This window comes from Stenotrophomonas acidaminiphila (genome assembly GCF_014109845.1).
GTDB lineage: Bacteria > Pseudomonadota > Gammaproteobacteria > Xanthomonadales > Xanthomonadaceae > Stenotrophomonas > Stenotrophomonas acidaminiphila.
In genome coordinates, this window is sequence record NZ_CP043567.1 from 1357501 (window position 1) to 1378844 (window position 21344).

Sequence of the window (21344 nt, forward strand, 5' to 3'; positions counted from 1 at the left end):
CCGTAAGCCTGCGAAGGTGGATTGAGAAGTCTGCTGGAGGTATCGGAAGTGCGAATGCTGACATGAGTAACGATAATGCGGGTGAAAAACCCGCACGCCGAAAGCCCAAGGTTTCCTTGCGCAACGTTAATCGGCGCAGGGTGAGTCGGCCCCTAAGGCGAGGCAGAAATGCGTAGTCGATGGGAAGCAGGTTAATATTCCTGCACCTCGCGTAAGTGCGATGGAGGGACGGAGAAGGTTAGGTGTACCAGGCGTTGGTTGTCCTGGGGAAAGGCGGTAGGTTTGGATCTTTGGCAAATCCGGGATCCTTTAAGACCGAGCACCGAGACGAGTCTTTAAGACGAAGTCACTGATACCACGCTTCCAGGAAAAGCTCCTAAGCTTCAGCTTACGCAGACCGTACCGTAAACCGACACAGGTGGGTAGGATGAGAATTCTCAGGCGCTTGAGAGAACTCGGGTGAAGGAACTAGGCAACATGGCACCGTAACTTCGGGAGAAGGTGCACCATTGCCGGTGGCCCATGCGGGCTATAGCTGGCGATGGTCGAAGTGACCAGGCCGCTGCGACTGTTTATCAAAAACACAGCACTCTGCAAACACGAAAGTGGACGTATAGGGTGTGACGCCTGCCCGGTGCTGGAAGGTTAATTGATGGGGTCAGCCGCAAGGCGAAGCTCTTGATCGAAGCCCCAGTAAACGGCGGCCGTAACTATAACGGTCCTAAGGTAGCGAAATTCCTTGTCGGGTAAGTTCCGACCTGCACGAATGGCGTAACGACAGCGGCGCTGTCTCCACCCGAGACTCAGTGAAATTGAAATCGCTGTGAAGATGCAGCGTTCCCGTGGCAAGACGGAAAGACCCCGTGAACCTTTACTATAGCTTTACACTGAACGTTGAGTTCGTCTGTGTAGGATAGGTGGGAGGCTATGAAACTGTGGCGCCAGCTGCAGTGGAGCCATCCTTGAAATACCACCCTGTCGTGCTTGACGTTCTAACCTAGGCCCGTTATCCGGGTCGGGGACCGTGTATGGTGGGTAGTTTGACTGGGGCGGTCTCCTCCTAAAGAGTAACGGAGGAGCTCGAAGGTACGCTCAGCGCGGTCGGACATCGCGCACTGTGTGCAAAGGCATAAGCGTGCTTGACTGCAAGATCGACGGATCAAGCAGGTACGAAAGTAGGACTTAGTGATCCGGTGGTTCTGTATGGAAGGGCCATCGCTCAACGGATAAAAGGTACTCCGGGGATAACAGGCTGATACCGCCCAAGAGTTCATATCGACGGCGGTGTTTGGCACCTCGATGTCGGCTCATCACATCCTGGGGCTGTAGTCGGTCCCAAGGGTATGGCTGTTCGCCATTTAAAGTGGTACGCGAGCTGGGTTCAGAACGTCGTGAGACAGTTCGGTCCCTATCTGCCATGGGCGTTGGAAGTTTGAGAGGGGCTGCTCCTAGTACGAGAGGACCGGAGTGGACGAACCTCTGGTGTTCCGGTTGTCACGCCAGTGGCATTGCCGGGTAGCTATGTTCGGAAGCGATAACCGCTGAAAGCATCTAAGCGGGAAGCGCGCCTCAAGATGAGACTTCCCGGGGCACAAGCCCCCTGAAGGAACCATGTAGACTACGTGGTTGATAGGTCAGGTGTGTAAGCGCGGCAACGCGTTGAGCTAACTGATACTAATGATCCGTGTGGCTTGACCATATAACCTCAAGTTGCCTTGGCCGACATGACATGTCGATAGACCCAAGTGCACGCTACGTCACAAGACCTACGAGAGGCTGGCGCTTTATCCTGCTCCAATGGATAGCGACCCTCCAACCCTCTCCCTGGTGAAATTAGCGCTGTGGAACCACCCGATCCCATCCCGAACTCGGAAGTGAAACGCAGCTGCGCCGATGGTAGTGTGGCTCAAGCCATGCGAGAGTAGGTCATCGCCAGGGGCTTTATCCCCAAACCCCCGCTGCAAATGCAGCGGGGGTTTGCTTTTTTACGGCATCCAAAACCCGGAAGCCGCATAAACCAGAACGACGCCAAAAGGCGCCGTTGGCGGGTTACACGCACTCAGTTCGGCGTTACTGCGGGTGGTGCACGGCGACGGCCGCCCTGCAGGCGCGCGACAGAGACAAAGGCCAGGGCCCTCGCGGGCCGGGCGCCTGCACCGGAACGGAGCCTCGCACGCGAACGCGTGCAGCACGGGCTGCCTCACGTAGATCCGCGCCCACCGCGCATACGACAACGGCGCCCTCAGGCGCCGTTGCTTGAACCTACTCGATGTCCCGGCCTTACACCCGGCCGAATACCAGCGTCGCGTTCGTACCCCCAAAACCAAAACTGTTCGACATCACCGTCTCAAGACGCCCTTCCTGCGTCTGGCGAAGAATCGGGAAGCCCTCCGCGCGCGGATCCAGCGTCTCGATGTTCGCAGAACCGGCCATGAAACCGTCTCGCATCATCAGCAGGCAGAAGATCGCCTCGTGGACGCTGGCCGCGCCGAGCGAGTGGCCGGACAGCGCCTTGGTCGAGGAGATCGGGGGCACCTGCCCGCCGAAGACCTCGCGCACCGCGCCCAGCTCGGTGATGTCGCCCAGCGGAGTGGAGGTGCCGTGGGTATTGAGGTAATCGATCGGGCGGTCGATGCCGGCCAGCGCCATGTGCATGCAGCGCACCGCGCCTTCGCCGGACGGGGCGACCATGTCGGCACCGTCGGACGTCACGCCGTAGCCGATCAGTTCGGCATGGATATGCGCGCCGCGCGCGATGGCGTGCTCGTAGTCTTCCAGTACCAGCATGCCGGCGCCGCCGGCGATGACGAAGCCGTCGCGGTTGGCGTCATAGGGGCGCGATGCGGACGCCGGGGTGTCGTTGAAGCCGGTGGACAGCGCGCCCATGGCATCGAACATCACGCTCATCGACCAGTGCAGATCCTCGCCGCCGCCGGCGAACACGATGTCCTGGGCGCCGTGGCGGATCAGGTCGGCGGCCGCGCCGATGCAGTGCGCCGAGGTGGCGCAGGCAGCGGACAGCGAGTAGCTCAGTCCCTTGATGCTGAAGGCGGTGGCCAGGTTGGCCGAGACCGTCGAGCACATCGTGCGCGGCACCATGTACGGACCGACCTTGCGCACGCCGCGGTTGCGCAGCAGGTCGGCGGCTTCCACCTGCCACTGGCTGGAGCCGCCGCCGGAGCCGGCGATCAGGCCGGTACGGACGTTGCTGACCTGGGCCTCGTCCAGGCCGGCGTCGGCGATGGCATCGCGCAGGGCGATGTAGCTGTAGGCCGCCGCGTCGCTCATGAAACGCTTGAGCTTGCGGTCGATCTGCGCGTCCAGGTCGATGTCGACGCGGCCGCCGATCTGGCTGCGCAGGCCGGCTTCGGCATGGTCGGGCAGGGCGACGATGCCGGGACGGCTTTCGCGCAGGGCGCTGGAAACGGTATCCAGATCGTTGCCAAGGCAGGAGTTGATCCCCATGCCGGTGATGACGACACGACGCATCAGAAGCTCTCGGTGGAAGTGAACAGACCCACGCGCAGGTCCTTGGCGGTATAGATCTCGCGCCCGTCGACCAGCATGCGGGCGTCGGCCTGGGCCATGACCAGCTTGCGGTTGATCACGCGCGAGATGTCGATTTCGTACTGCACCAGCTTGGCGCTGGGCAGTACCTGGCCGGTGAACTTGACCTCACCGCAGCCCAGGGCGCGGCCGCGCCCCTCGGCGCCCAGCCAGGTCAGGAAGAAGCCGGTCAGCTGCCACATCGCATCCAGGCCGAGGCAGCCGGGCATCACCGGGTCGCCGATGAAGTGGCAGCCGAAGAACCACAGGTCGGGGCGGATATCGAGCTCGGCGCGCACCAGGCCCTTGCCGTGGGGCCCCCCGTCGTCGCGGATGTCGGTGATGCGGTCGAACATCAGCATCGGGTCGTTGGGCAGGCGGCCCTTGTTGGGCCCGAACAGCTCGCCGCGGGCACTGGCCAGCAGCTGTTCGCGCGAGAACGCATTGAGACGGTTCATCGAAGCGGTAATCCGGAGCACGAAAACGTGGGTTAACGCCCGAGCATGCATGATGCGCGGGCTTTCAATCAACAGTTTTATCCGTACGCATCCGTAGTGTTGCGGGGAAAAGGCGGCACGTTCGTCGTAGATCGTACCGGTGCGTATGGAGCGCGGCGCTATGATGGCGGTCCTTCGTTCCGCGGTCGTGTTGCTCGCCATGCGCAAGATCATCCACATCGACATGGACGCGTTCTACGCGTCGGTCGAGCAGCGGGACGATCCGGCGTTGCGGGGGCGGCCGGTGGTGGTGGCCTGGCGCGGGGCGCGGTCGGTGGTATGCGCGGCCTCCTACGAGGCGCGCAGGTTCGGCGTGCGCTCGGCGATGCCCGCGGTGCGCGCCGAGCGGCTGTGTCCGGACGCGGTGTTCGTGCCGCCGGATTTCGCCCGCTACAAGGCCGTGTCGCGGCAGATCCGCGAGATATTCCTGCAGCACACCCCGCTGGTCGAGCCGCTGTCGCTGGACGAGGCCTACCTGGACGTGAGCGGGTCGCCGACCTGCGACGGCATCGCCACCGAGATCGCACGCACCATCCGCGCGCAGATCCGCGAAGTGACCTCGCTCACCGCCTCGGCCGGCATCGCGCCGAACAAGTTCCTGGCCAAGATCGCCTCCGACTGGCGCAAGCCCGATGGTCAGTTCGTGGTGCCGCCGGCGCGGGTGGAGCAGTTCCTGACGCCGCTGCCGGTGAGCCGCGTGCCCGGCGTGGGCAAGGTCATGGAAGGACGCCTGGCGGCGCTGGGCATCGCTACCGTCGGCGACCTGCGCGGGCTGCCACTGGAGCAGCTCGAAGCGCTGTTCGGCACGTTCGGGCAACGCCTGTACCGGCGCGCGCGCGGCATCGACGAGCGCCCGGTGGAGCCCGACCAGCCGGTGCAGTCGATCTCCTCGGAGGACACGTTCGCCGAGGACCTGCGGCTGGGCGAATTCGACGAACTGATCGCCCAGCTGGCGGCGCGGACGTGGCGCGCGACCGGGCGCACCGAACGCATCGGCCATACCGTGGTGCTCAAGCTCAAGACCGCCCAGTTCCGGATCCTCACCCGCAGCCTCACGCCGGATGCGCCGCCGGCCTCGGAGGAGGAACTGCGCGACATCGCGCTGGCCCTGTGCCAGCGCGTGCAGCTGCCACCCGACACGCGCTACCGGCTGGTGGGCGTGGGCCTGTCCGGCTTCCGCGACCGCGAGGATACGGCGCTGCAGGGCGACCTGTTCCGCGATGCGGCCGTGGACTGACGGGTTTCCGCGCCCCGGTACAATCACCGGTTCACTGTCATGGAGTGGGTGCGTGGGCATCGCAGCGCTGGTATTCGATCTGGACGGTACGCTGGTGGACAGCGCCGAGGACATCGCCGAGGCGATCAACCGCTCGCTGGAGGAGCTGTCGCTGCCGCGCGTGTCCGAGGCGACGGTCCGCAGCTGGATCGGCGAAGGCGTGCGCCGCCTGGTCGCCATCGCGCTGGCGCACGCCGGCAGCGCGCGCGCGGCGGACGAGGTGATGCCGCTGTTCATGCGCCACTACCATGACTGCCTGCTGCGCAGCCCGCGTCTGTACGACGGCGTGGCCGACGCCCTGCGGCAGCTGCAGGCGCGTGGGCTGCCGATGGCGATCTGCACCAACAAGCCATCGGCCCTGGTACCGCCGCTGCTCGCGCATCTGGGCATCGCCGGGTACTTCGCGCACATCGTCGGTGGCGACACGCTGCCGCAGCGCAAGCCGTCGCCCGAGCCGGTACTGCATGCGGCGAGGCTGCTCGGCCACGCGCCGGCGCAGTGCCTGATGGTCGGTGACTCGGCCACCGACCTGGAGGCGGCCAACGCCGCCGGCATGCCCATCGCCCTGGTGCGCTACGGCTACCCGCGCGATCTCGACCTGGATGCGGCCGGTGCGGTCGCGGTGATCGACGATATGCGGGAACTGCTCGCAGGCTTCTGAGCGAGGATCGGCCGGATGGCGCGGCGAGCGGGCATGGCGCCAGGCGCTGCCCGGTCCACTGCCGGACGTCCGCCGTGGATGATGCCGGCAAGGCCCTCGTGATCATGGGACGACGCCCCGGCATGGGGCCGGAGCGTCGTCGGAGCGGCCGTGGTGGCGGCTTCAGCGCGAGCGGTAGCGCAGCGTCAACTGGTACTCGCGACCGGGCTGGTTGTACCAGGCCACGGTTTCGTACTCGCGATCGAACACGTTGGCCGCCCGCGCCTGCAGGCTCCATGCCTCGTTGATGGCGTACTCCACGCGCAGGTCCACCGTGCCGTAGCCGGCCAGGCGCAGGCTGTTGCCGGCGTTGTCGAAACGGTGCCCGGTGGCGGTGGCGGTCACGCCCACGCGCAGCGGCCCGAAGCCACGGTCCACGTCGAGGCGGCCGCTGCTGCGGGCACGCCGTGGCAGCCAGTTGTCGTAGCTGGCCGCGCCGCGGGTGTGGTCGCGCGGATCGGTGAAGCTGGCCTGGGCGTTGATGTCGAACCCGGCCAGCGATGCGAAGCCGGTCAGCTCGGCACCGCGGATGCGGGCCTTGGCGATGTTGTACGGGGTGTAGGTGCTGTCCAGCGCGATCAACTGGTCGATGCGGCTTTCGTAGGCGTTGAAGGTCCAGTTCCAGCCCTCGCCGTACTGCGCGATGCCGACGTTCACGCTCGTGGATTCCTCCGGCTTCAATGCCGGGTTGCTCGACCACGGGAAGTACAGGTCGTTGAAGGTCGGTGCCTTGAAGCCGGTGCCGGCGCTCGCGGTCAGGCGCAGGCCGTGGCCGAGCGCCAGGCCGTAGCCGAGGCTGCCGGTGGTGTGGTTGCCGAACTGCTCGTTGTCGTCGTTGCGCACGCTGGCCTGCAGCGAGTGCGCGCCGAAGCGGCCCTGGTACTCGGCGAACACGCCGGTGTTGTCGCGGTTGTCGATCGAATAGGCGGTGGTGCTGGTCACCTGGTCCTTCTGCCAGTCGCCGCCGACGCTCAGCTGCTGGCCCTCGGCGAACAGGAAATCGCCCTGCACGCTGGCGGTGTCGCGGCGCGTGTCGAAGGTGGAAACGAAGCTGCGCTTGCCGGCCTGGACGTAGTAGCTGTCGGCCTGGTCGTCGTTGCGGCCCACCTGGACGGACAGGCCGAACGCGTCACCCGGGGTCCAGCGCAGCTTGCCGCCGTATACCCGCTGCTGGTTGTCGGCCTCGTTGCCGCCATAGATGCTGCCGTCGTACTGGTTGCGGCTGGCGGCGTCGAGCATGTGGCCTTCCACGCTCAGGGTTTCGCCCAGCGCGTAGCCGCCGCGCACGTTGAGCGAGGTGTTGCGGTAGCCGTCGCGGTCGGGCTCGTCGACATAGCAGCCCTGGAACAGCGTGGCCGACCCGTTGCACGCGTTGATGCCATCGGTCTTCTGCCAGGCGCCCTGCGCCGACACCCAGCCGCGTTCGCCGCGGTTGCTGAAACCGGCGCTGGCCTGGCGCAGGTTGTGGCTGCCGGCGGTCAGTGCCAGGTTCTGCTGCAGGCCCTGGCCGGCGGCGCGGGTGAAGATCTGGATGACGCCGCCGATCGCCTCGGAGCCGTACAGGCTCGAACGCGGCCCGCGCACGATCTCCACGCGCTCGATCTGGTCGATCGGCAGGTCCTGCAGCGCCGGCATGCCGCTGGAGGCGGCGCCGATGCGCACGCCGTCGACCAGCACCAGTACCTGGCTGGAGGCGCTGCCGCGCATGAACAGCGAGGTGATCTTGCCGGGGCCGCCCTGGTTGACGAAGTCCAGGCCGGCGCGGCCACGCAGCAGGTCCAGCAGCGAGCCGGCCTGGCTGCGGTCGATCTGCTCGCGGTCGATCACCTGCACCGGCACCACGCTGTCGGCGATGGAAACCGGCGTACGGGTGGCGGTGACCACCACGTCGTCGAGTTCGGTGGGCGCCTGCTCGGCGCTGGCAATGCCCGGCAGCACCAGCGCAAGGGCGAGGGAAAGGGTGTGGTATGGCAGTTTCATCTGAACTCCTGGATCCGCGCGCTCCCGCGCGGATGGACGGTGGAGGCTGCCAGGAGAAGGGAAACGACGGAGTGCGCGCACGGCGCCACTGCCGCCGCCATGCCCTCCGCATCGCAACCAGTCGGCTTCCGGGCCGGTCTCCGGGCTCGCAGGCGAAGCGCGCATCGACGCTTCCGGCCAGGCGCCTTCCCGTGCGCTGGATGCACAGTGGCGGTATGCCTGTCCTTGTCCTGCTTACCGTTGCGGGGGCAGCGCCGGACTGGCGCGGGCCAGGATGTTCCTGGCAGGCGCGGCACCGGCTTCCCGTTTCAACCGACCAGAGCGAATCTGGCCGGTCACCCGAAAGTGCGGGCATTCTATGCCATCACCCGCCGCGCTGCCCGCTGAGGCCCGTGCAGGGGCAGGCGGCGGCGCCCGTCACGGCACATCGTGCAGGCGTCATGCGCCCTACAATGCGCGATTGCAACGCGGTATCGGAACACACGTGACAGACGCATGGTTCACCCGGGCCTGCCCCGCGCCTTCGCAGGCGCACCGGCAGCATGCCATCGCCCGCCAGCGGCAACTGACCAAACCCGAGGGGGCGCTGGGGCGCCTGGAAACCCTCGCCATCGAACTGGCCGCCCTGCAGGGGCGTGAGCAGCCGCAGGCCACGCGGGTACCGGTGCTGGTGTTCGCCGGCGACCATGGCATCGCCGCACAGGGCGTGTCGGCGTATCCGGCGGAAGTGACGGTGCAGATGCTGCGCAACTTCGCCACCGGGGGCGCCGCCATTGCCGTGCTGGCGCGCGAACTGGGCGTGCCGCTGCATGTCTGGGACGTGGGCAGCCTGGCCGATGCGCCGGTCAGCGGCGTCACCTGTGACAAGCCGCGCTGCGGCACCGACGATTTCACTGCCGGTCCGGCCATGGTCCCGGCCGACCTCGATGCGGTGTTCGCCGCCGGCAGGCGCGCGGTGTCCGCGGCCTGCGGCGATGGCGCCGACCTGCTGCTGCTTGGCGAGATGGGCATCGGCAACACCACCTCGGCCAGCGCGCTGGCGGCGGTGCTGGGGCCGTTGCCGCTGGCGGAACTGGTGGGGGCCGGCACCGGCCTGGATGCGGCGCGCATCGCCCACAAGCAGGCCGTCGCCGCGCAGGCGCTGGCGCTGCACGGCGACGCGATCGCCGCGGCCGGCGACCCGGGCCGCGAGGCCCTGTGCCGCGTCGGCGGGCTCGAGATCGCGGCACTGGCCGCGGCCATGATCGCCGCCGCCCAGCGTGGCGTACCGGTGCTGGTGGATGGCTTCATCGTCTCCGTCGCGGCGTTGGCGGCGGTGCGCATCAATCCTTCGCTGCGGCCGTGGCTGCTGTTCTCGCACCGCTCCGCCGAGCGTGGCCATGCACGGGTATTGGAGCAGCTGCAGGCCGACCCGCTGCTGCAGCTGGACCTGCGCCTGGGCGAAGGGTCCGGCGCGGCGCTGGCGCTGCCGCTGCTGCGCCTGGCCTGCGCGCTGCACAACGGCATGGCGACGTTCGCCGAAGCCGCGGTTGCCGACCGGAGCGCCGCGCCGTGATCCTGGACCTGATGCGCCATGCCTCCACCGGCCGCCAGGGCCACCTGGACGGCCGCAGCGATCCGCCCCTGCTCGACGGCGCGGTGGACGCGCTGCTGCAGCGCCACGGCGACGGCCAGTGGAGCCGGGTGATCGCTTCGCCGCGGCGCCGTGCGCTGGATACCGCCACCGCGCTGCTCGCCGGCCGCGAGCTGTTCTGCGAAATCCACCCGGACTGGGCCGAACTGGATTTCGGCGACTGGGACGGGCGCCATTACGACGAGATCCCTGCCGAACTGCTGGCCGGGCTCTACGACGCGCCGCATGCCGTGGTGCCGCCCAACGGCGAAAGCTGGCAGCAGTTCCAGCAGCGCGTCGATGCCCAGCTGCAGCGGCTGCTGGACGAGGACGAGGACGAGGGTGACGGGCCGGTGCTGGTGGTCAGTCATGCCGGCGTGCTGCGGCTGGCGGTGTCGCGCGTGTGCGGCATCCCGCTGGCGGCCCTGTGGGCGATGCGCATCGACTACGGCACCCGCGTGCGCCTGCGCGTGGAGCGCGCGCAGGACGGGCAGGTGTGGGGCGAGCTGCTGGAGCTGTGCCAGCCGTGAGCGTGCGCCGCCTGGTCCTGGCCATCCAGTTCCTGACCCGGCTGCCGACGCCGCAGGTCCGGGACTTCCGCGACGACGACCTCAGCCGCGCGGCGGTGTACTACCCGCTGGTCGGTGTGATCATCGGCGCGCTGCTGGCCGCGCCGTTGTACCTGCTCGGCGACCAGCCCTGGCTGGCCGGCGTGCTCACGCTGCTGGCGTGGGTGTGGGTGACCGGCGCGCTGCACCTGGACGGGCTGGGCGATGTCGCCGATGCCTTCGGCGCCGCGCACCGCGACCCACAGCGTTTCCTTGAAGTGCTCAAGGATCCGCACATGGGCGTGTTCGGCGTGGTCACCCTGGTGATGCAGCTGCTGCTCAAGTTCGTGCTGCTGGCCGAACTGTCCGCCAGCCCGCTGTGGTACGGCATCGTGCTGGTGCCGGCGTGGGCGCGCTGGGGCACGCTGTGGTGGAGCCGGTTGTTGCCGTCGCTGCACGGTGCGGGCATGGCCGAGCGCTTTTCATGGCAGCTGAGCCTGCGCTCGATGTGGGTGTGGGCGCTGCTGCTGGCGGTGGTCACCGCCTTCGTGGCCTGGCCGCTGCTGCTTGCGCTGCCGCTGGTGGCGCTGATCGCGGCCTGGTGGCGGCGCCGGCTGGGCGGCATTTCCGGCGACTGCCTGGGCGCCAGCGTCGAGGTCACCGAAAGCCTGCTGCTGCTGGCGCTGGTGCTGCTGGGCGGGGTCGAACGGGGACTGCCGTAGCGGCCCGGCCGCGGGCATCAGTCCTCGCTGAAGCGGATCTCGCCGGCCTCGTCGCCGGCGTCGTCGAGGTCCGCGTGCGGCTGCATGCGGGTTTCGCGGACCGGCCCGGCCATCTGCCCGGCGCGCGCGGCAGTCTGCCCGCCGGCCGCGGCTTCGTATTCGGAGACCAGTTGCTGGCGGCGCGCGTCGGGTACTTCCTGCCAGTGGCAGCCGACCAGCGCGCCTTCCAGCGAGTAGAGCAGGTTGAGGCTGGGCTTGAAGCCGGCGCGGCGCACCTTGACGAAGGCGCCGACGGCGCCCACCGCGGCCAGGTCTTCGGCGCTGCGCAATCCGACCTGGCGCAGCCACGCCGCGCTCTTGGGGCCGATGTTGCGCAGCTTGAGCGCACTCATGCCAGCGCCTCGACGAACACCCGGGCGATGGCTTCAAGCCCCGCCTGGTCGTCGGCGTCGAAGCGCGAGGTGACCGGGCTGTCGAGGTCGAACACGCCGACCAGCGCGCCGTCATGGACCAGCGGCACCACCAGTTCCGAGCGCGAGGCCGAGTCGCAGGCGATGTGGCCGGGGAAGGCATCCACGTCGTCCACGCGCTGGGTCTGGCGGCTGCTGGCCGCCGCCCCGCACACGCCCTTGTGCAGCGGGATGCGCACGCAGGCCGGCAGGCCCTGGAACGGGCCGACCACCAGTTCGGTGCCATCGAAGAAATAGAAACCCACCCAGTTGAGTTGCGGCAACGCGTGGTACACCAGCGCCGACAGGTTGGCGGCATTGGCGATGCGGTCGCTCTCGCCGTGGACCAGGGCGCGGGCCTGGGCCAGCAACTGGGCGTACTGTTCCGGCTTGCTGCCGGTGAGCGTGGTGGAACTGAACATGGGGCAAAGTCTAACCGCTGCGCCCCCGCGATGGTGTCCGCCGGTACCGGCAGCGCCCGGTGCGCCGTGATCGCCCGGGGCATGGCGCCGCACTCGATGACGTGCGGTACGGCGTCGGAAAAAGAAAGACCCGACAACGGGAGAGAGATCGTTGCCGGGTCCGGACAGGGCGCGGGGGAGGGGGATCCGCGCGCTGTTGAGGGGGAGTCAGCGGGTCCTGGCGCGCTGGCGCCTGCCGGTGCCATCCTGGAGGGGCTGCCGTGCCAGTTCGGCCAGCGCCTGTCCGGTCTGCAGCCCGAGCCCGGCGATCTCCTGCCCGGCCGAGGCAAGCCGCTGCAGGTTTTCCCGGGCTACCCGCAGGCCCTTGGGCAGCAGCGATGGCAGGTCGGCCGCCGGGTCGGGATGGACCAGCTCGCCGAGGAAGCCGGCGGTGGCGTTGGCATTGCGCTCGAAGGTACGCAGCTGCACGCCGAACGCGCTCTCCGCGTTTTCCAGTGCCAGCCGGTTGGCGCGATGGGCCAGTGCCGCGAACTGCCGGGTGTAGCCGCTGAAACCGTCGTCGAACCGGGCGGGCATGCCGTTGCTCCGTCGTTTGTTGCGACGCAGCATAACGTTCGCCATGGCGGCGCGGAAGTCCGGCGCCTGCGGCCGCCGGGGAATCGTTCAGCTCAGATGCCGCGATAGCGGCAACCGGAGGTGCAGGTCTCGTGCACGGTCACCGCGCTGAGCTGCGGCAGGGCCGGCTGGAGCCGGTCCCAGATCCAGATCGCCAGGCGCTCGCTGGTGGGGTTTTCCAGCCCGGGGATGTCGTTGAGGTAATGATGGTCGAGCTGCTCGTAGAGCGGCTGGAAGGCGGCCTTGATGTCGCCGAAGTCCATCACCCAGCCGGACTCCGCGCCGGGCTCGCCGCTCACCTCCAGGCGCACGCGGAACGAGTGCCCGTGCAGGCGCGCGCACTTGTGGCCGGCGGGAACGTTGGGCAGCCGGTGGGCGGCCTCGAGGGTGAAGTCTTTGAAGATGTCCATGGCGCGATTGTAGTAGCCGGTGGGCGCGGGCCGGATGTCCGGCGGGTGCAGGCGGTGTCAACGGCGAACGGCCGCATCGCGGCCGTTCGCTACGGGTCCAGGCGGGTCGGTCAGACCGCGCTGTTGGGCTGCGGCGCCTTGCCGCGGCCACGGCCGCCACGGCGGCGGCGCGCGGCGCCGGCCGGCTGGCCTTCGCGGCGCTGGCCGTTGTTCTCGCCACGCGGGGCACCGGACGCCGCACCCGCCCCGCCACGGCGCTGGCCCGGCGCGGCGTCGCGGTGGCCGCCGGGGCGGCCGCCATTGCCGCGGCGCGGCGGACGTTCGCCGCCGGGCTGCTCGGCCTTGCCCGGGGCGCTGTTGCCCCAGCGGATCGGCGTGTGCGGCTCGAAGCCCGGCACGTCGCGGATATCCATGTCGCGGTCCAGCAGGCGCACGATCTGGCGCAGGTACTTGGCATCTTCCTGCGCCACCAGCGAAACCGCCTGGCCGCTGGCGCCGTTGCGGCCGGTGCGGCCGATGCGGTGCACGTAATCCTCGGCCACCATCGGCAGGTCGTAGTTGATGACCTTGGGCAGCTCGTTGATGTCGATGCCGCGCGCGGCGATGTCGGTGGCCACCAGCACGGTGACGCGGCCGGCCTTGAAGTCGCCCAGTGCGCGCAGGCGCTGGCTCTGGCTCTTGTTGCCGTGGATCGCCGCGGTCTTGATGCCGGACTTGTCCAGGAACGTGGCCAGCTTGTCGCTGCCGTGCTTGGTCTTGGCGAACACCAGGGTCTGCTCGCGCGAGTCCTGCGCCAGCAGGTGCAGCAGCAGTTCGCGCTTGCGCCCGGCGTCGACCGGGTGCACGCGGTGGGCGATGGTCTCGGCCACGGTGTTGCGCGGGGTCACCATCACCTCGCGCGGGTTGCGCATGAACTCCAGCGCCAGCTGCTTGATCGGGTCGGCGAAGGTGGCCGAGAACAGCAGGGTCTGCCGGTTCTGCTTGGGCAGCTTGGCCAGGATGCGCTTGATCGAGGGCAGGAAGCCCATGTCGAGCATGCGGTCGGCTTCGTCCAGCACCAGCACCTCGATGCCGGACAGGTCGATGCTGCGGCGCTCCAGGTGGTCGATCAGGCGGCCCGGGCAGGCCACCAGCAGGTCCACGCCACGGCGCAGGATGTCGAGCTGGTTGCCCATGCCGACGCCGCCGTAGATGCAGGTGCTGGGGATGCGCAGGTACTTGCTGTAGCCGCGCAGGCTGTCATGCACCTGGGTGGCCAGTTCGCGGGTGGGGGTCAGGATCAGCGCGCGCGGCCGGCGCGGGCCGTTGCGCACTTCCTGCGCCGAGGTGGCCAGGTGCTGCAGCAGCGGCAGGCCGAACGCGGCGGTCTTGCCGGTGCCGGTCTGCGCGCCGGCCAGCAGGTCGTGGCCTTCCAGCACCAGCGGGATGGCCTGCTGCTGGATCGGGGTGGGGTTTTCGTAACCCTGCTCGGCGAGCGCGCGCAGCAGGAAGGGCGCAAGGCCCAGATCTTCGAACGACATGGAAACTCCGCAATATGGGGACGCGCCGGCCCGGATGGGTCTGCGCTGCCGGTCGTGGCGACCGGTCGGCTCGGAGCGTTCCCGTAAAACCGCGCTGCGAGATCATGGGTGCGACCAGCGCAAGGCGCGCTGGCCGGAATGCGAGACGAATGGCGTCGGAATGGGGGCGGGCGGGCGGACCGGGCGACGAGGCCTGCGGTCCTGCGCCGCCGGCGATCCCGGAAGGGAAACGGACGGCCGCTGGCAGACCGCGATAGTCTAAGGGATGTTCGGGAACGGCACAAAAACCCCTGTTCAGCTACGGTCGGGTGACGCGGGTTCCCGATCGACCCGGCAGGGCGCGGTGCCGTCTGCGGCCGCTGCGGCGCCCTGGCGGCGCGTGACCGGGTGGATTCCCGGCGGCGCCGGCGCGGCGCTGGTCGCCGCCGGACTATTCGTTACAATCGAAACTTGTTTCCCGCCCCTGGACTGGACGCTCCGATGAAGCTTGGTTCCCTGAAGGAAGGTGGCCGCGACGGCACCCTGATCGTGGTCTCGCGTGACCTGGCCCGCGCCGTGCGCGCCACCGGCATCGCCGCCACCCTGCAGCAGGCGCTGGAGGACTGGTCCAACGTCGCGCCGCGGCTGAACGCGCTGTCCGAGTCGCTCAACCACGGCGATGCCGATGGCGTGTTCGACCTGGACATGCAGGCGCTGGCCGCACCGCTGCCGCGCGCCTACGAGTTCGTCGATGGCAGCGCCTACCTGCCGCACGTGGCGCGGGTACGCAAGGCGCGCGGCGCCGAGGTCCCGGAAACCTTCTATACCGATCCGCTGATGTACCAGGCCACCAGCGCCGGCTTCCATGGCCCGCGCGACGCGGTCAAGGTGATCAGCGAGGATTACGGCATCGACCTGGAAGCGGAGATCGTGGTGATCACCGACGACGTGCCGATGGCGGTGACGCCGGAGCAGGCCGCCGGCCACATCCAGCTGGTCGGTCTGGTCAACGATGTCAGCCTGCGCAACCTGATCCCGGCCGAACTGGCCAAGGGCTTCGGCTTCCTGCAGTCCAAGCCGCGCTCGGCGCTGAGCCCGGTATTCGTCACCCCGGACGAGCTGGGCGAGGCCTGGCAGGGCAGCAAGGTGCACCTGCCGCTGGTGACCCACATCAATGGCGAATGGTTCGGGGCGCCGGAAGCGGGCGTGGACATGCAGTTCGATTTCGCCCAGCTGGTCGCGCACGCGGCCAAGACCCGTCCGCTGTCGGCCGGCGCCATCGTCGGTTCGGGCACCATTGCCAACGAGGACACCGCACTGGGCGCGTCCTGCTTCGCCGAGCGCCGTACCGTGGAAACCCTGCGCGACGGCAAGCCGTCCACGCCGTTCATGAGCTTCGGCGACGTGGTGCGGATCGAGATGTTCGACCGCGCCGGCAACAGCATCTTCGGCGCCATCGAACAGCGCATCGAGCAGGCCGCGCGGCCCTGAGGGCGGCGCGCACCCCAGCGGTGCGCGAGCGGGTACCCGCCGACCGGCCGGGGGCATTCCCGGCCGACGGCGCGATGGACCGACCGGCGGCACGGGCGCTTCCGTCGCCGGCGGGTATGGTGGCCTGCAGGCAAAAGGACATGGACATGCAACAGGCATTGACGCTCTACAGCTACTGGCGCTCCAGCGCCGCCTACCGCGTACGCATCGGCCTGAACCTGAAAGGGCTGGACTACGCCATCGTGCCGGTGCACCTGGTGCGCGACGGTGGCCAGCAGCACGCGCCGGCGTATGCCGCGCTCAACCCGCAGGAACTGGTGCCGGCGCTGTGCGATGGCGAACGCGTGCTGACGCAGTCGCTGGCGATCCTCGAGTACCTGGAGGAAACCCACCCGCAGCCGGCGCTGCTGCCGGCCGCGGCCGGCGACCGCGCGCGGGTGCGCGCGCTGGCGCAACTGGTGGCCTGCGACATCCATCCGCTCAACAACCTGCGCGTGCTGCAGTTCTTCGACCAGGAATGGCACGTGCCGCAGTCCGAGCGCGATGACTGGATCCTGCACTGGATGCGCACGGGCCTTTCGGCGCTGGAGACGGCGCTGGCGGGCTCGGCGCAGACCGGCCGCTTCTGCCATGGCGACGCGCCCGGGCTGGCCGATTGCTGCCTGGTGCCGCAGCTGTACAACGCGCGCCGCTTCAACCTGGACCTGGACGCCTTCCCGACCCTGCGGCGGATCGAAGCCGCCTGCCTGGCGCTGCCGGCATTCGACGGCGCGCGGCCCGAGAACCAGCCGGACGCGGCCTGACCGCGCCGCGCCGCAGCCGGGCAGCCACGAAAAAGCCCCGCCGCAGCCGGGCTTCGTGGTGCGCCATCGCGGCGGTGGCGCGCCTCAGAACCCGTGGGTGATCGACGCCGGTGCCGCTGGGGCGGAGAAATCCGCGTAGGGGTCGTGCTCGCCGCTGGCGCCTTCGGACAGCCGGAACTTGAGCGCCAGGCCGTCGCGCGAATCGGCCGCGCGCAGCGCCTCCTCCTGCTCGATCACGCCCTCCTTGGCCAGCCGGAACAGGCACTGGTCGAAGCTGTGCATGCCCTCCTCCAGCGACTGTTCCATGGCCTGCTTGATCTCGTGCACCTGCCCGCGGCGCAGCAGGTCGCGGATCATCGGCGTGTTGATCAGCACCTCGGTCGCGGGCCGGCGGCGGCCGTCGGTGCCCTTGACCAGGCGCTGGCTGATCACCGCGCGCAGGTTCAGCGACAGGTTCATCAGCACGTTGCGATGCGCGCTCTCGGGGAAGAAGTTGAGGATGCGCTCGATGGTCTGGTCGGCGTTGTTGGAGTGCAGCGTGGCCAGGCACAGGTGGCCGGTCTCGGCGAAGGCGATGGCCGCCTCCATGGTCTCGGCGTCGAGGATTTCGCCGATCAGGATCACGTCCGGCGCCTCGCGCATCGCGTTCTTCAGCGCGTTGTGGAAGGCGTGGGTGTCGAGCCCGACTTCGCGCTGGTTGACGATGGACTGCTTGTGCCGGTGCAGGAATTCGATCGGGTCCTCGATGGTGAGGATGTGCCCGGTGGTGGTGGCGTTGCGGTGGTCGATCATCGACGCCAGCGACGTGGACTTGCCCGAACCGGTGGAGCCGACCACCAGCACCAGCCCGCGCGGGGTCATGATCACGTCCTTGAGCACGTCCGGCAGCTTCAGTTCCTCGATCGAGGGGATCCGGTTCTTGATCGCGCGGATGACCATGCCCACCTCGCCGCGCTGCTTGAACACGTTCACGCGGAACCGGCCCACATCGGCCAGCGCGATGGCCATGTTCAGTTCCAGGTCGCGCTCGAACTGCGGCACCTGGCCCTCGTCCATCAGCGAGTAGGCGATCTTCTTGACCATGCCCGGCGGCAGGCCGGTATTGCCCAGGGGGTACAGTTTTCCTTCGATCTTGATATGGACCGGCGCGCCCGTCGTCAGGAACATGTCCGACGCGTTTTTTTTCGGTCATCAGCTTCAGGAAATAGCCGATATCCATGGAAGGTTCCCCAAGCAGGAGCCGCCCGGCGTTGCAAGCACGTGGCAGCCTTGACGACAATGGCCGTGCTCAACTTTCCGCGACGGCTCCCCAATGAAACCTAGCTTCGCACACTTACGACGTTTCCTGTATGTGACCGCGTGCGCATCTGCGCTCTGTGCCAGCGCGATGGCGCAGGACCCGGCCGCGGCCGACCTGCTTGCCGCCCAGCAGGCGGTCGAACGCGCCGACCGCGCCGATGCCGACCAGTACGCGCCGGACACCATCGCCCTGGCCCGGCAGCAGCTGGAGCAGGCCCAGCGCGCGGCCGGCGACCGCCGCGAGCGCAAGCAGGCGCCCCTGCTGGCACAGCGTGCCGCGGTCGACGCCGACCTGGCCCGGGCCCAGAGCGAAGAGGCCGTGGCGCTGGCCATGCTGGCCCAGCGCAGGGCCGAAGTGGAGCGCCTGCAACGCCAGCTCGCGACCGGGGAGGGACACTGATGGGCATCCGCATCCTGCTCGTGGCCGGCCTGCTGGCCGTGCCGCTGCTCGCCACCGCTGCCGCCGCCGAAGACCCGGCGGTGGCGATGTTGAACCAGCGCCTGATCACCCTGCAGGCCGACGCGCGTACCACCGACCTGGCGGCGCTGGAACGATTGCAGGCACAGCAGGCGATCGCGGTGCTGGCCAAGGCCAGGCGCAAGGAGCTGGACCAGGCGCGTTACCTGGCCGAGCGCCGGGTGGCGATCGCCGAGGCCAGTGCCCGCGCCGAAGCCGCCCGCCGCGAGGTCGACCAGCTCGAACGCACCCGCAGCGAACTGCTGGTCGAGGCCAGCCGCCGCGAGGCCGCCCGCGCCCGCCAGGAGGCCGAGCGGCTGCGCGTGCAGGCGCAGATCCAGGCCGAGGAAGCCGAACGCCTGCGCCAGGCCGCCGAGGCCGAGACGCTGGCCCGGCAGGACGCCGAGGCGGCGCTGACCAGCGTGGCCGGCAAGCAGGCGGCGCGGGTGAGCTCGGCCCAGCAGAACGCCGCCAGGCTGGCCCGCGAGGAGGCCGAACTGGTCTCCGGCAAGAAGCTGCCCGCGTCCAGGTTCGACAATCGCGGCGAGGTGTTCACCCTGGCCGGCGACGCCTTCGCGGCAGGCCAGGCGACCCCGTCGGCTGCCGCGCGCGACCAGCTCAAGGCAATGGCCGAGTACCTGAACATCGGCAAGAAGGGGCGGGTGACCATCGAGGGGTACGACAGTGCCAACGGTGTCGGCCAGCGCCGCGCGCAGGCGCTCAAGGATGCCCTGGTGGCGGCCGGCGTCGGCGCCAGCCGCATCCAGGTCAGCGGCAAGAAGGCCGCCGCCACCCGGGCCCGTTCCGCCGAGGTGATCGTCGCGCCGTGATGCGCTGCCGGCCTCGCCGGCCCCCATGGAGTGGGGTGTTGCCCCGCTCCGGTACTACCGCTTGTGTTGCCTGGGCGCATGCCCGGGCGTGCCGCGCGGCCGTGTCGTGAACACTTAATGTGCGGCCGTTGCTGAACCTTTTCAGACTCCTTGCGGTGCGCTTGCCGGAACTATTTTTCAGGCGTAGGGTCAATCGTCCGGGCGACATTTTCGTCGTCCGTACAGCGGAGGACCGGGCCAGTGCAACCGTGGCGCGAACCAGTACCAGACAGCTTCCGGGCAGTAGGCCGGAACGCAGCCAGGGGTTCGGCCGTGCTCCGTCCGGACCTCCATCCCAGAGCGCCCCGTGCCGCAAGGCCGGGGCGTTCGTGTTTCCGCATGTAGGAGGTAGTCATGTTCGAAGGGCAGCCGCAGAGTGAGATCGACGCGTTGATCAAGGTCAACCCCGAGTTCAAGCAGCTCTATCAGCAGCACCAGAAGCTGAACAAGAAATGCATGGATGCGGAACTGGGAGTACTTCCCATCGACGATGTGACCCTGGGGCAGATGAAGCGCGAAAAGCTGCTGGCCAAGCAGAAACTGCTGCGGATCTATGAAGACCGGCTCAACTGAACCTTCCCCACGCTGAAGTCTTTCCGTCGCGGGCAATGGCGGCCTCCTCGTCGGTCGCCATTGCCCGCGCCGCTTGCGCAAAGGCGCGTTGGCAATGATCCAAGAACCGATCGTTGCCTGACTTTCGGGCATATCCATCGGATAATCGGGCTCCGGCCGCCGCGCGGCGCGATCCCAAGCATATCGATGGCAATCCACTCCTCCGTACTCGAACTCATCGGGCGCACGCCGATCGTCAAGGCCCAGCGCCTGGATGCCGGCGTCTGCGAGCTCTACCTCAAGCTCGAAAGCGCCAACCCGGGCGGCTCGATCAAGGACCGCATCGGCCTGTCGATGATCGAAGCGGCGGAGCAGCGTGGCGACCTCAAGCCCGGCGCGACGCTGGTGGAAGGTACTGCCGGCAACACCGGGCTGGGCCTGGCACTGGTCGCCCAGCAGAAGGGCTACAAGCTGATCCTGGTGGTCCCGGACAAGATGAGCCGGGAGAAGATCTTCAACCTCAAGGCGATGGGCGCCGAGGTGGTGCTGACCCGTTCGGACGTGGCCAAGGGCCACCCCGAGTACTACCAGGACCTGGCCAAGACCATCGCCGAGCGCACCCCGGGCGCCTATTTCGTCAACCAGTTCGGCAACCCGGACAACCCGGCCGCGCACGAGTTCGGCACCGGCCCGGAGATCCTCGAGCAGATGGACGGCGACCTGGACGCCATCGTGTTCGGCTGCGGCAGCTCCGGCACCATGACCGGGCTGTCGCGCGCCTTCGCCCGGCTGTCGCCGAAGACCGAGCTGGTGCTGGCCGACCCGGTCGGTTCGATCCTGGCCGAGTACATCAACCAGGGCACGCTCAACGAGAAGTCGGGCTCGTGGCTGGTGGAAGGCATCGGCGAGGATTTCCTGCCGTCGATCTCCGATTTCAGCCGGGTCGGCAAGGCCTATGCCATCACCGACGCGGAGAGCTTCCATACCGCGCGCGAGCTGCTGGGCAAGGAAGGCATCCTCGGCGGTTCCTCCACCGGCACCCTGCTGGCGGCGGCGTTGAAGTACTGCCGCGAGCAGACCACGCCGAAGAAGGTGCTGGTGCTGGTGTGCGATACCGGCAACAAGTACCTGTCGAAGATGTACAACGACTACTGGATGCTGGACAACGGCTTCCTCGAGCGCCCGCGCTACGACGACCTGCGCGACCTGATCCTGCGCCCGTACAGCCAGCGCGACACCGTGGTGGTCGGCCCCAACGACCTGCTGACCACCGCCTACCAGCGCATGAAGCTGTACGACGTCTCGCAGTTGCCGGTGATGGATGGCGACCGCCTGGTCGGCATCATCGACGAGAGCGACGTGCTGTTGCATGTCTACGGCGACGAGGCGCGGTTCCGCGACCCGGTGGCCATCGCCATGGTCAGCAAGCTCGACCGCCTGGACGTGAAGTCGCCGATCGAGGCGCTGCTGCCGGTATTCGACCGCGGCCAGGTCGCCATCATCATGGACGGCGCCGATTTCCTCGGCCTGATCACCCGCATCGACCTGCTGAACTACCTGCGGCGGCGCGTGCAGTGACCGCCGCGGGCGGAACGGC

19 protein-coding genes, 2 rRNA genes, 1 pseudogene and 1 riboswitch (1 of these 23 running past the window's edge) are annotated in these 21344 nt (G+C 68.4%); of the genes and pseudogenes, 13 read left to right on the plus strand and 9 right to left on the minus strand.

Going from position 1 to position 21344, the window contains the following annotated elements; all coding sequences use genetic code 11:
* Positions 1–1699: ribosomal RNA gene (locus F0P95_RS06195) — 23S ribosomal RNA — on the plus strand; it begins 1179 nt to the left of the window's first position.
* Between the two features lie 124 nt (positions 1700–1823).
* Positions 1824–1938, plus strand: a 5S ribosomal RNA gene (rrf, locus tag F0P95_RS06200).
* A gap of 342 nt (positions 1939–2280) precedes the next feature.
* Here the strand turns inward: rrf and fabB are convergent.
* Together fabB and fabA are read right to left on the minus strand one after the other, a co-directional pair.
* The gene (gene fabB / locus F0P95_RS06205; RefSeq protein WP_182336087.1) at positions 2281–3489 is read right to left on the minus strand and encodes a beta-ketoacyl-ACP synthase I; all 1209 of its coding nucleotides are present in this window, start codon (positions 3487–3489) and stop codon (positions 2281–2283) included.
* Positions 3489–4004 (minus strand): 3-hydroxyacyl-[acyl-carrier-protein] dehydratase FabA, encoded by a 516-nt coding sequence (gene fabA, locus F0P95_RS06210; RefSeq protein WP_055772609.1) that lies wholly within the window; start codon positions 4002–4004, stop codon positions 3489–3491. Before fabA ends, fabB begins: the two co-directional genes overlap by 1 nt.
* 199 nt (positions 4005–4203) lie before the next feature.
* Here fabA and dinB point away from each other — a divergent pair, with 199 nt between their 5' ends.
* Both dinB and gph read left to right on the plus strand, forming a co-directional pair.
* Positions 4204–5280, plus strand: coding sequence for a DNA polymerase IV (gene dinB / locus F0P95_RS06215; RefSeq protein ID WP_198422026.1), 1077 nt, complete (start codon positions 4204–4206; stop codon positions 5278–5280).
* A 52-nt stretch (positions 5281–5332) separates the two neighbouring features.
* Positions 5333–5980 carry a phosphoglycolate phosphatase gene (gene gph / locus F0P95_RS06220; protein WP_232528866.1) on the plus strand — a complete coding sequence of 216 codons (648 nt, stop codon included), beginning with the start codon at positions 5333–5335 and terminating at the stop codon, positions 5978–5980.
* 162 nt (positions 5981–6142) lie between these two features.
* Here gph and btuB read toward each other — a convergent pair whose 3' ends face one another.
* Positions 6143–7999, minus strand: coding sequence for a TonB-dependent vitamin B12 receptor (btuB, locus tag F0P95_RS06225; protein ID WP_182336089.1), 1857 nt, complete (start codon positions 7997–7999; stop codon positions 6143–6145).
* Positions 8000–8113: 114 nt separating this feature from the next.
* Positions 8114–8357: riboswitch (cobalamin riboswitch) on the minus strand.
* A 126-nt stretch (positions 8358–8483) separates the two neighbouring features.
* Between btuB and cobT the strand changes: the two genes are divergently transcribed.
* The 3 genes from cobT to cobS are packed head-to-tail and all read left to right on the plus strand — an operon-like array spanning position 8484 to position 10881.
* On the plus strand, positions 8484–9554 hold the full coding sequence (cobT, locus tag F0P95_RS06230; RefSeq protein WP_232528873.1) for a nicotinate-nucleotide--dimethylbenzimidazole phosphoribosyltransferase: 1071 nt from the start codon (positions 8484–8486) through the stop codon (positions 9552–9554).
* Positions 9551–10141, plus strand: a complete 591-nt coding sequence (locus tag F0P95_RS06235; RefSeq protein WP_182336091.1) for a histidine phosphatase family protein — start codon at positions 9551–9553, stop codon at positions 10139–10141. Before cobT ends, F0P95_RS06235 begins: the two co-directional genes overlap by 4 nt.
* Positions 10138–10881, plus strand: a complete 744-nt coding sequence (gene cobS, locus F0P95_RS06240) for an adenosylcobinamide-GDP ribazoletransferase (protein ID WP_182336092.1) — start codon at positions 10138–10140, stop codon at positions 10879–10881. The genes F0P95_RS06235 and cobS overlap by 4 nt, the downstream gene beginning before the upstream one ends.
* A gap of 17 nt (positions 10882–10898) precedes the next feature.
* On the opposite strand, the gene F0P95_RS06245 is transcribed toward cobS, so the two are convergent.
* The 5 genes from F0P95_RS06245 to F0P95_RS06265 form a co-directional block, all read right to left on the minus strand.
* The gene (locus F0P95_RS06245; protein WP_182336093.1) at positions 10899–11273 is read right to left on the minus strand and encodes a TfoX/Sxy family protein; all 375 of its coding nucleotides are present in this window, start codon (positions 11271–11273) and stop codon (positions 10899–10901) included.
* Positions 11270–11752, minus strand: a complete 483-nt coding sequence (locus F0P95_RS06250) for a GAF domain-containing protein (RefSeq protein ID WP_182336094.1) — start codon at positions 11750–11752, stop codon at positions 11270–11272. Before F0P95_RS06250 ends, F0P95_RS06245 begins: the two co-directional genes overlap by 4 nt.
* A gap of 207 nt (positions 11753–11959) precedes the next feature.
* Positions 11960–12328 (minus strand): phasin family protein, encoded by a 369-nt coding sequence (locus F0P95_RS06255; RefSeq protein WP_182336095.1) that lies wholly within the window; start codon positions 12326–12328, stop codon positions 11960–11962.
* Positions 12329–12420: 92 nt separating this feature from the next.
* Positions 12421–12777, minus strand: coding sequence for a 6-carboxytetrahydropterin synthase QueD (gene queD / locus F0P95_RS06260; protein WP_182336096.1), 357 nt, complete (start codon positions 12775–12777; stop codon positions 12421–12423).
* A gap of 110 nt (positions 12778–12887) precedes the next feature.
* Positions 12888–14297 carry a DEAD/DEAH box helicase gene (locus F0P95_RS06265; RefSeq protein ID WP_182336097.1) on the minus strand — a complete coding sequence of 470 codons (1410 nt, stop codon included), beginning with the start codon at positions 14295–14297 and terminating at the stop codon, positions 12888–12890.
* 480 nt (positions 14298–14777) lie between these two features.
* Here F0P95_RS06265 and F0P95_RS06270 point away from each other — a divergent pair, with 480 nt between their 5' ends.
* Both F0P95_RS06270 and maiA read left to right on the plus strand, forming a co-directional pair.
* Positions 14778–15767, plus strand: coding sequence for a fumarylacetoacetate hydrolase family protein (locus F0P95_RS06270; RefSeq protein WP_182336098.1), 990 nt, complete (start codon positions 14778–14780; stop codon positions 15765–15767).
* Between the two features lie 146 nt (positions 15768–15913).
* Positions 15914–16570 carry a maleylacetoacetate isomerase gene (gene maiA, locus F0P95_RS06275; protein WP_182336099.1) on the plus strand — a complete coding sequence of 219 codons (657 nt, stop codon included), beginning with the start codon at positions 15914–15916 and terminating at the stop codon, positions 16568–16570.
* Between the two features lie 84 nt (positions 16571–16654).
* On the opposite strand, the pseudogene F0P95_RS06280 reads toward maiA, so the two are convergent.
* Positions 16655–17789, minus strand: a pseudogene (locus F0P95_RS06280) (PilT/PilU family type 4a pilus ATPase).
* Between the two features lie 93 nt (positions 17790–17882).
* Here F0P95_RS06280 and F0P95_RS06285 point away from each other — a divergent pair.
* The 4 genes from F0P95_RS06285 to F0P95_RS06300 all read left to right on the plus strand — a co-directional run bounded on the left by F0P95_RS06285 (position 17883) and on the right by F0P95_RS06300 (position 21325).
* The gene (locus F0P95_RS06285) at positions 17883–18269 is read left to right on the plus strand and encodes a DUF4398 domain-containing protein (RefSeq protein WP_056930863.1); all 387 of its coding nucleotides are present in this window, start codon (positions 17883–17885) and stop codon (positions 18267–18269) included.
* Entirely contained in the window at positions 18269–19156 is an 888-nt protein-coding gene (locus F0P95_RS06290) for an OmpA family protein (protein WP_182336100.1), read from the plus strand. Before F0P95_RS06285 ends, F0P95_RS06290 begins: the two co-directional genes overlap by 1 nt.
* Positions 19157–19549: 393 nt before the next feature.
* A complete protein-coding gene (locus tag F0P95_RS06295) occupies positions 19550–19768 on the plus strand; it encodes an HP1242/YdcH family protein (RefSeq protein WP_056930865.1) in 219 nt (72 codons plus the stop codon).
* Between the two features lie 186 nt (positions 19769–19954).
* Positions 19955–21325 carry a pyridoxal-phosphate dependent enzyme gene (locus F0P95_RS06300; RefSeq protein WP_182336101.1) on the plus strand — a complete coding sequence of 457 codons (1371 nt, stop codon included), beginning with the start codon at positions 19955–19957 and terminating at the stop codon, positions 21323–21325.
* Positions 21326–21344 lie beyond the last annotated feature (19 nt).

Bases quoted from the DNA above. Each gene is read 5' to 3' on its own strand.
- fabB (WP_182336087.1), bottom strand. From the start codon at position 3,489: ATGCGTCGTGTCGTCATCACCGGCATGGGGATCAACTCCTGCCTTGGC.
- fabA (WP_055772609.1), bottom strand. From the start codon at position 4,004: ATGAACCGTCTCAATGCGTTCTCGCGCGAACAGCTGCTGGCCAGTGCC.
- dinB (WP_198422026.1), top strand. From the start codon at position 4,204: ATGCGCAAGATCATCCACATCGACATGGACGCGTTCTACGCGTCGGTC.
- btuB (WP_182336089.1), bottom strand. From the start codon at position 7,999: ATGAAACTGCCATACCACACCCTTTCCCTCGCCCTTGCGCTGGTGCTG.
- F0P95_RS06245 (WP_182336093.1), bottom strand. From the start codon at position 11,273: ATGAGTGCGCTCAAGCTGCGCAACATCGGCCCCAAGAGCGCGGCGTGG.
- F0P95_RS06250 (WP_182336094.1), bottom strand. From the start codon at position 11,752: ATGTTCAGTTCCACCACGCTCACCGGCAGCAAGCCGGAACAGTACGCC.
- F0P95_RS06255 (WP_182336095.1), bottom strand. From the start codon at position 12,328: ATGCCCGCCCGGTTCGACGACGGTTTCAGCGGCTACACCCGGCAGTTC.
- queD (WP_182336096.1), bottom strand. From the start codon at position 12,777: ATGGACATCTTCAAAGACTTCACCCTCGAGGCCGCCCACCGGCTGCCC.
- F0P95_RS06265 (WP_182336097.1), bottom strand. From the start codon at position 14,297: ATGTCGTTCGAAGATCTGGGCCTTGCGCCCTTCCTGCTGCGCGCGCTC.
- F0P95_RS06270 (WP_182336098.1), top strand. From the start codon at position 14,778: ATGAAGCTTGGTTCCCTGAAGGAAGGTGGCCGCGACGGCACCCTGATC.
- maiA (WP_182336099.1), top strand. From the start codon at position 15,914: ATGCAACAGGCATTGACGCTCTACAGCTACTGGCGCTCCAGCGCCGCC.
- F0P95_RS06285 (WP_056930863.1), top strand. From the start codon at position 17,883: ATGAAACCTAGCTTCGCACACTTACGACGTTTCCTGTATGTGACCGCG.
- F0P95_RS06290 (WP_182336100.1), top strand. From the start codon at position 18,269: ATGGGCATCCGCATCCTGCTCGTGGCCGGCCTGCTGGCCGTGCCGCTG.
- F0P95_RS06295 (WP_056930865.1), top strand. From the start codon at position 19,550: ATGTTCGAAGGGCAGCCGCAGAGTGAGATCGACGCGTTGATCAAGGTC.
- F0P95_RS06300 (WP_182336101.1), top strand. From the start codon at position 19,955: ATGGCAATCCACTCCTCCGTACTCGAACTCATCGGGCGCACGCCGATC.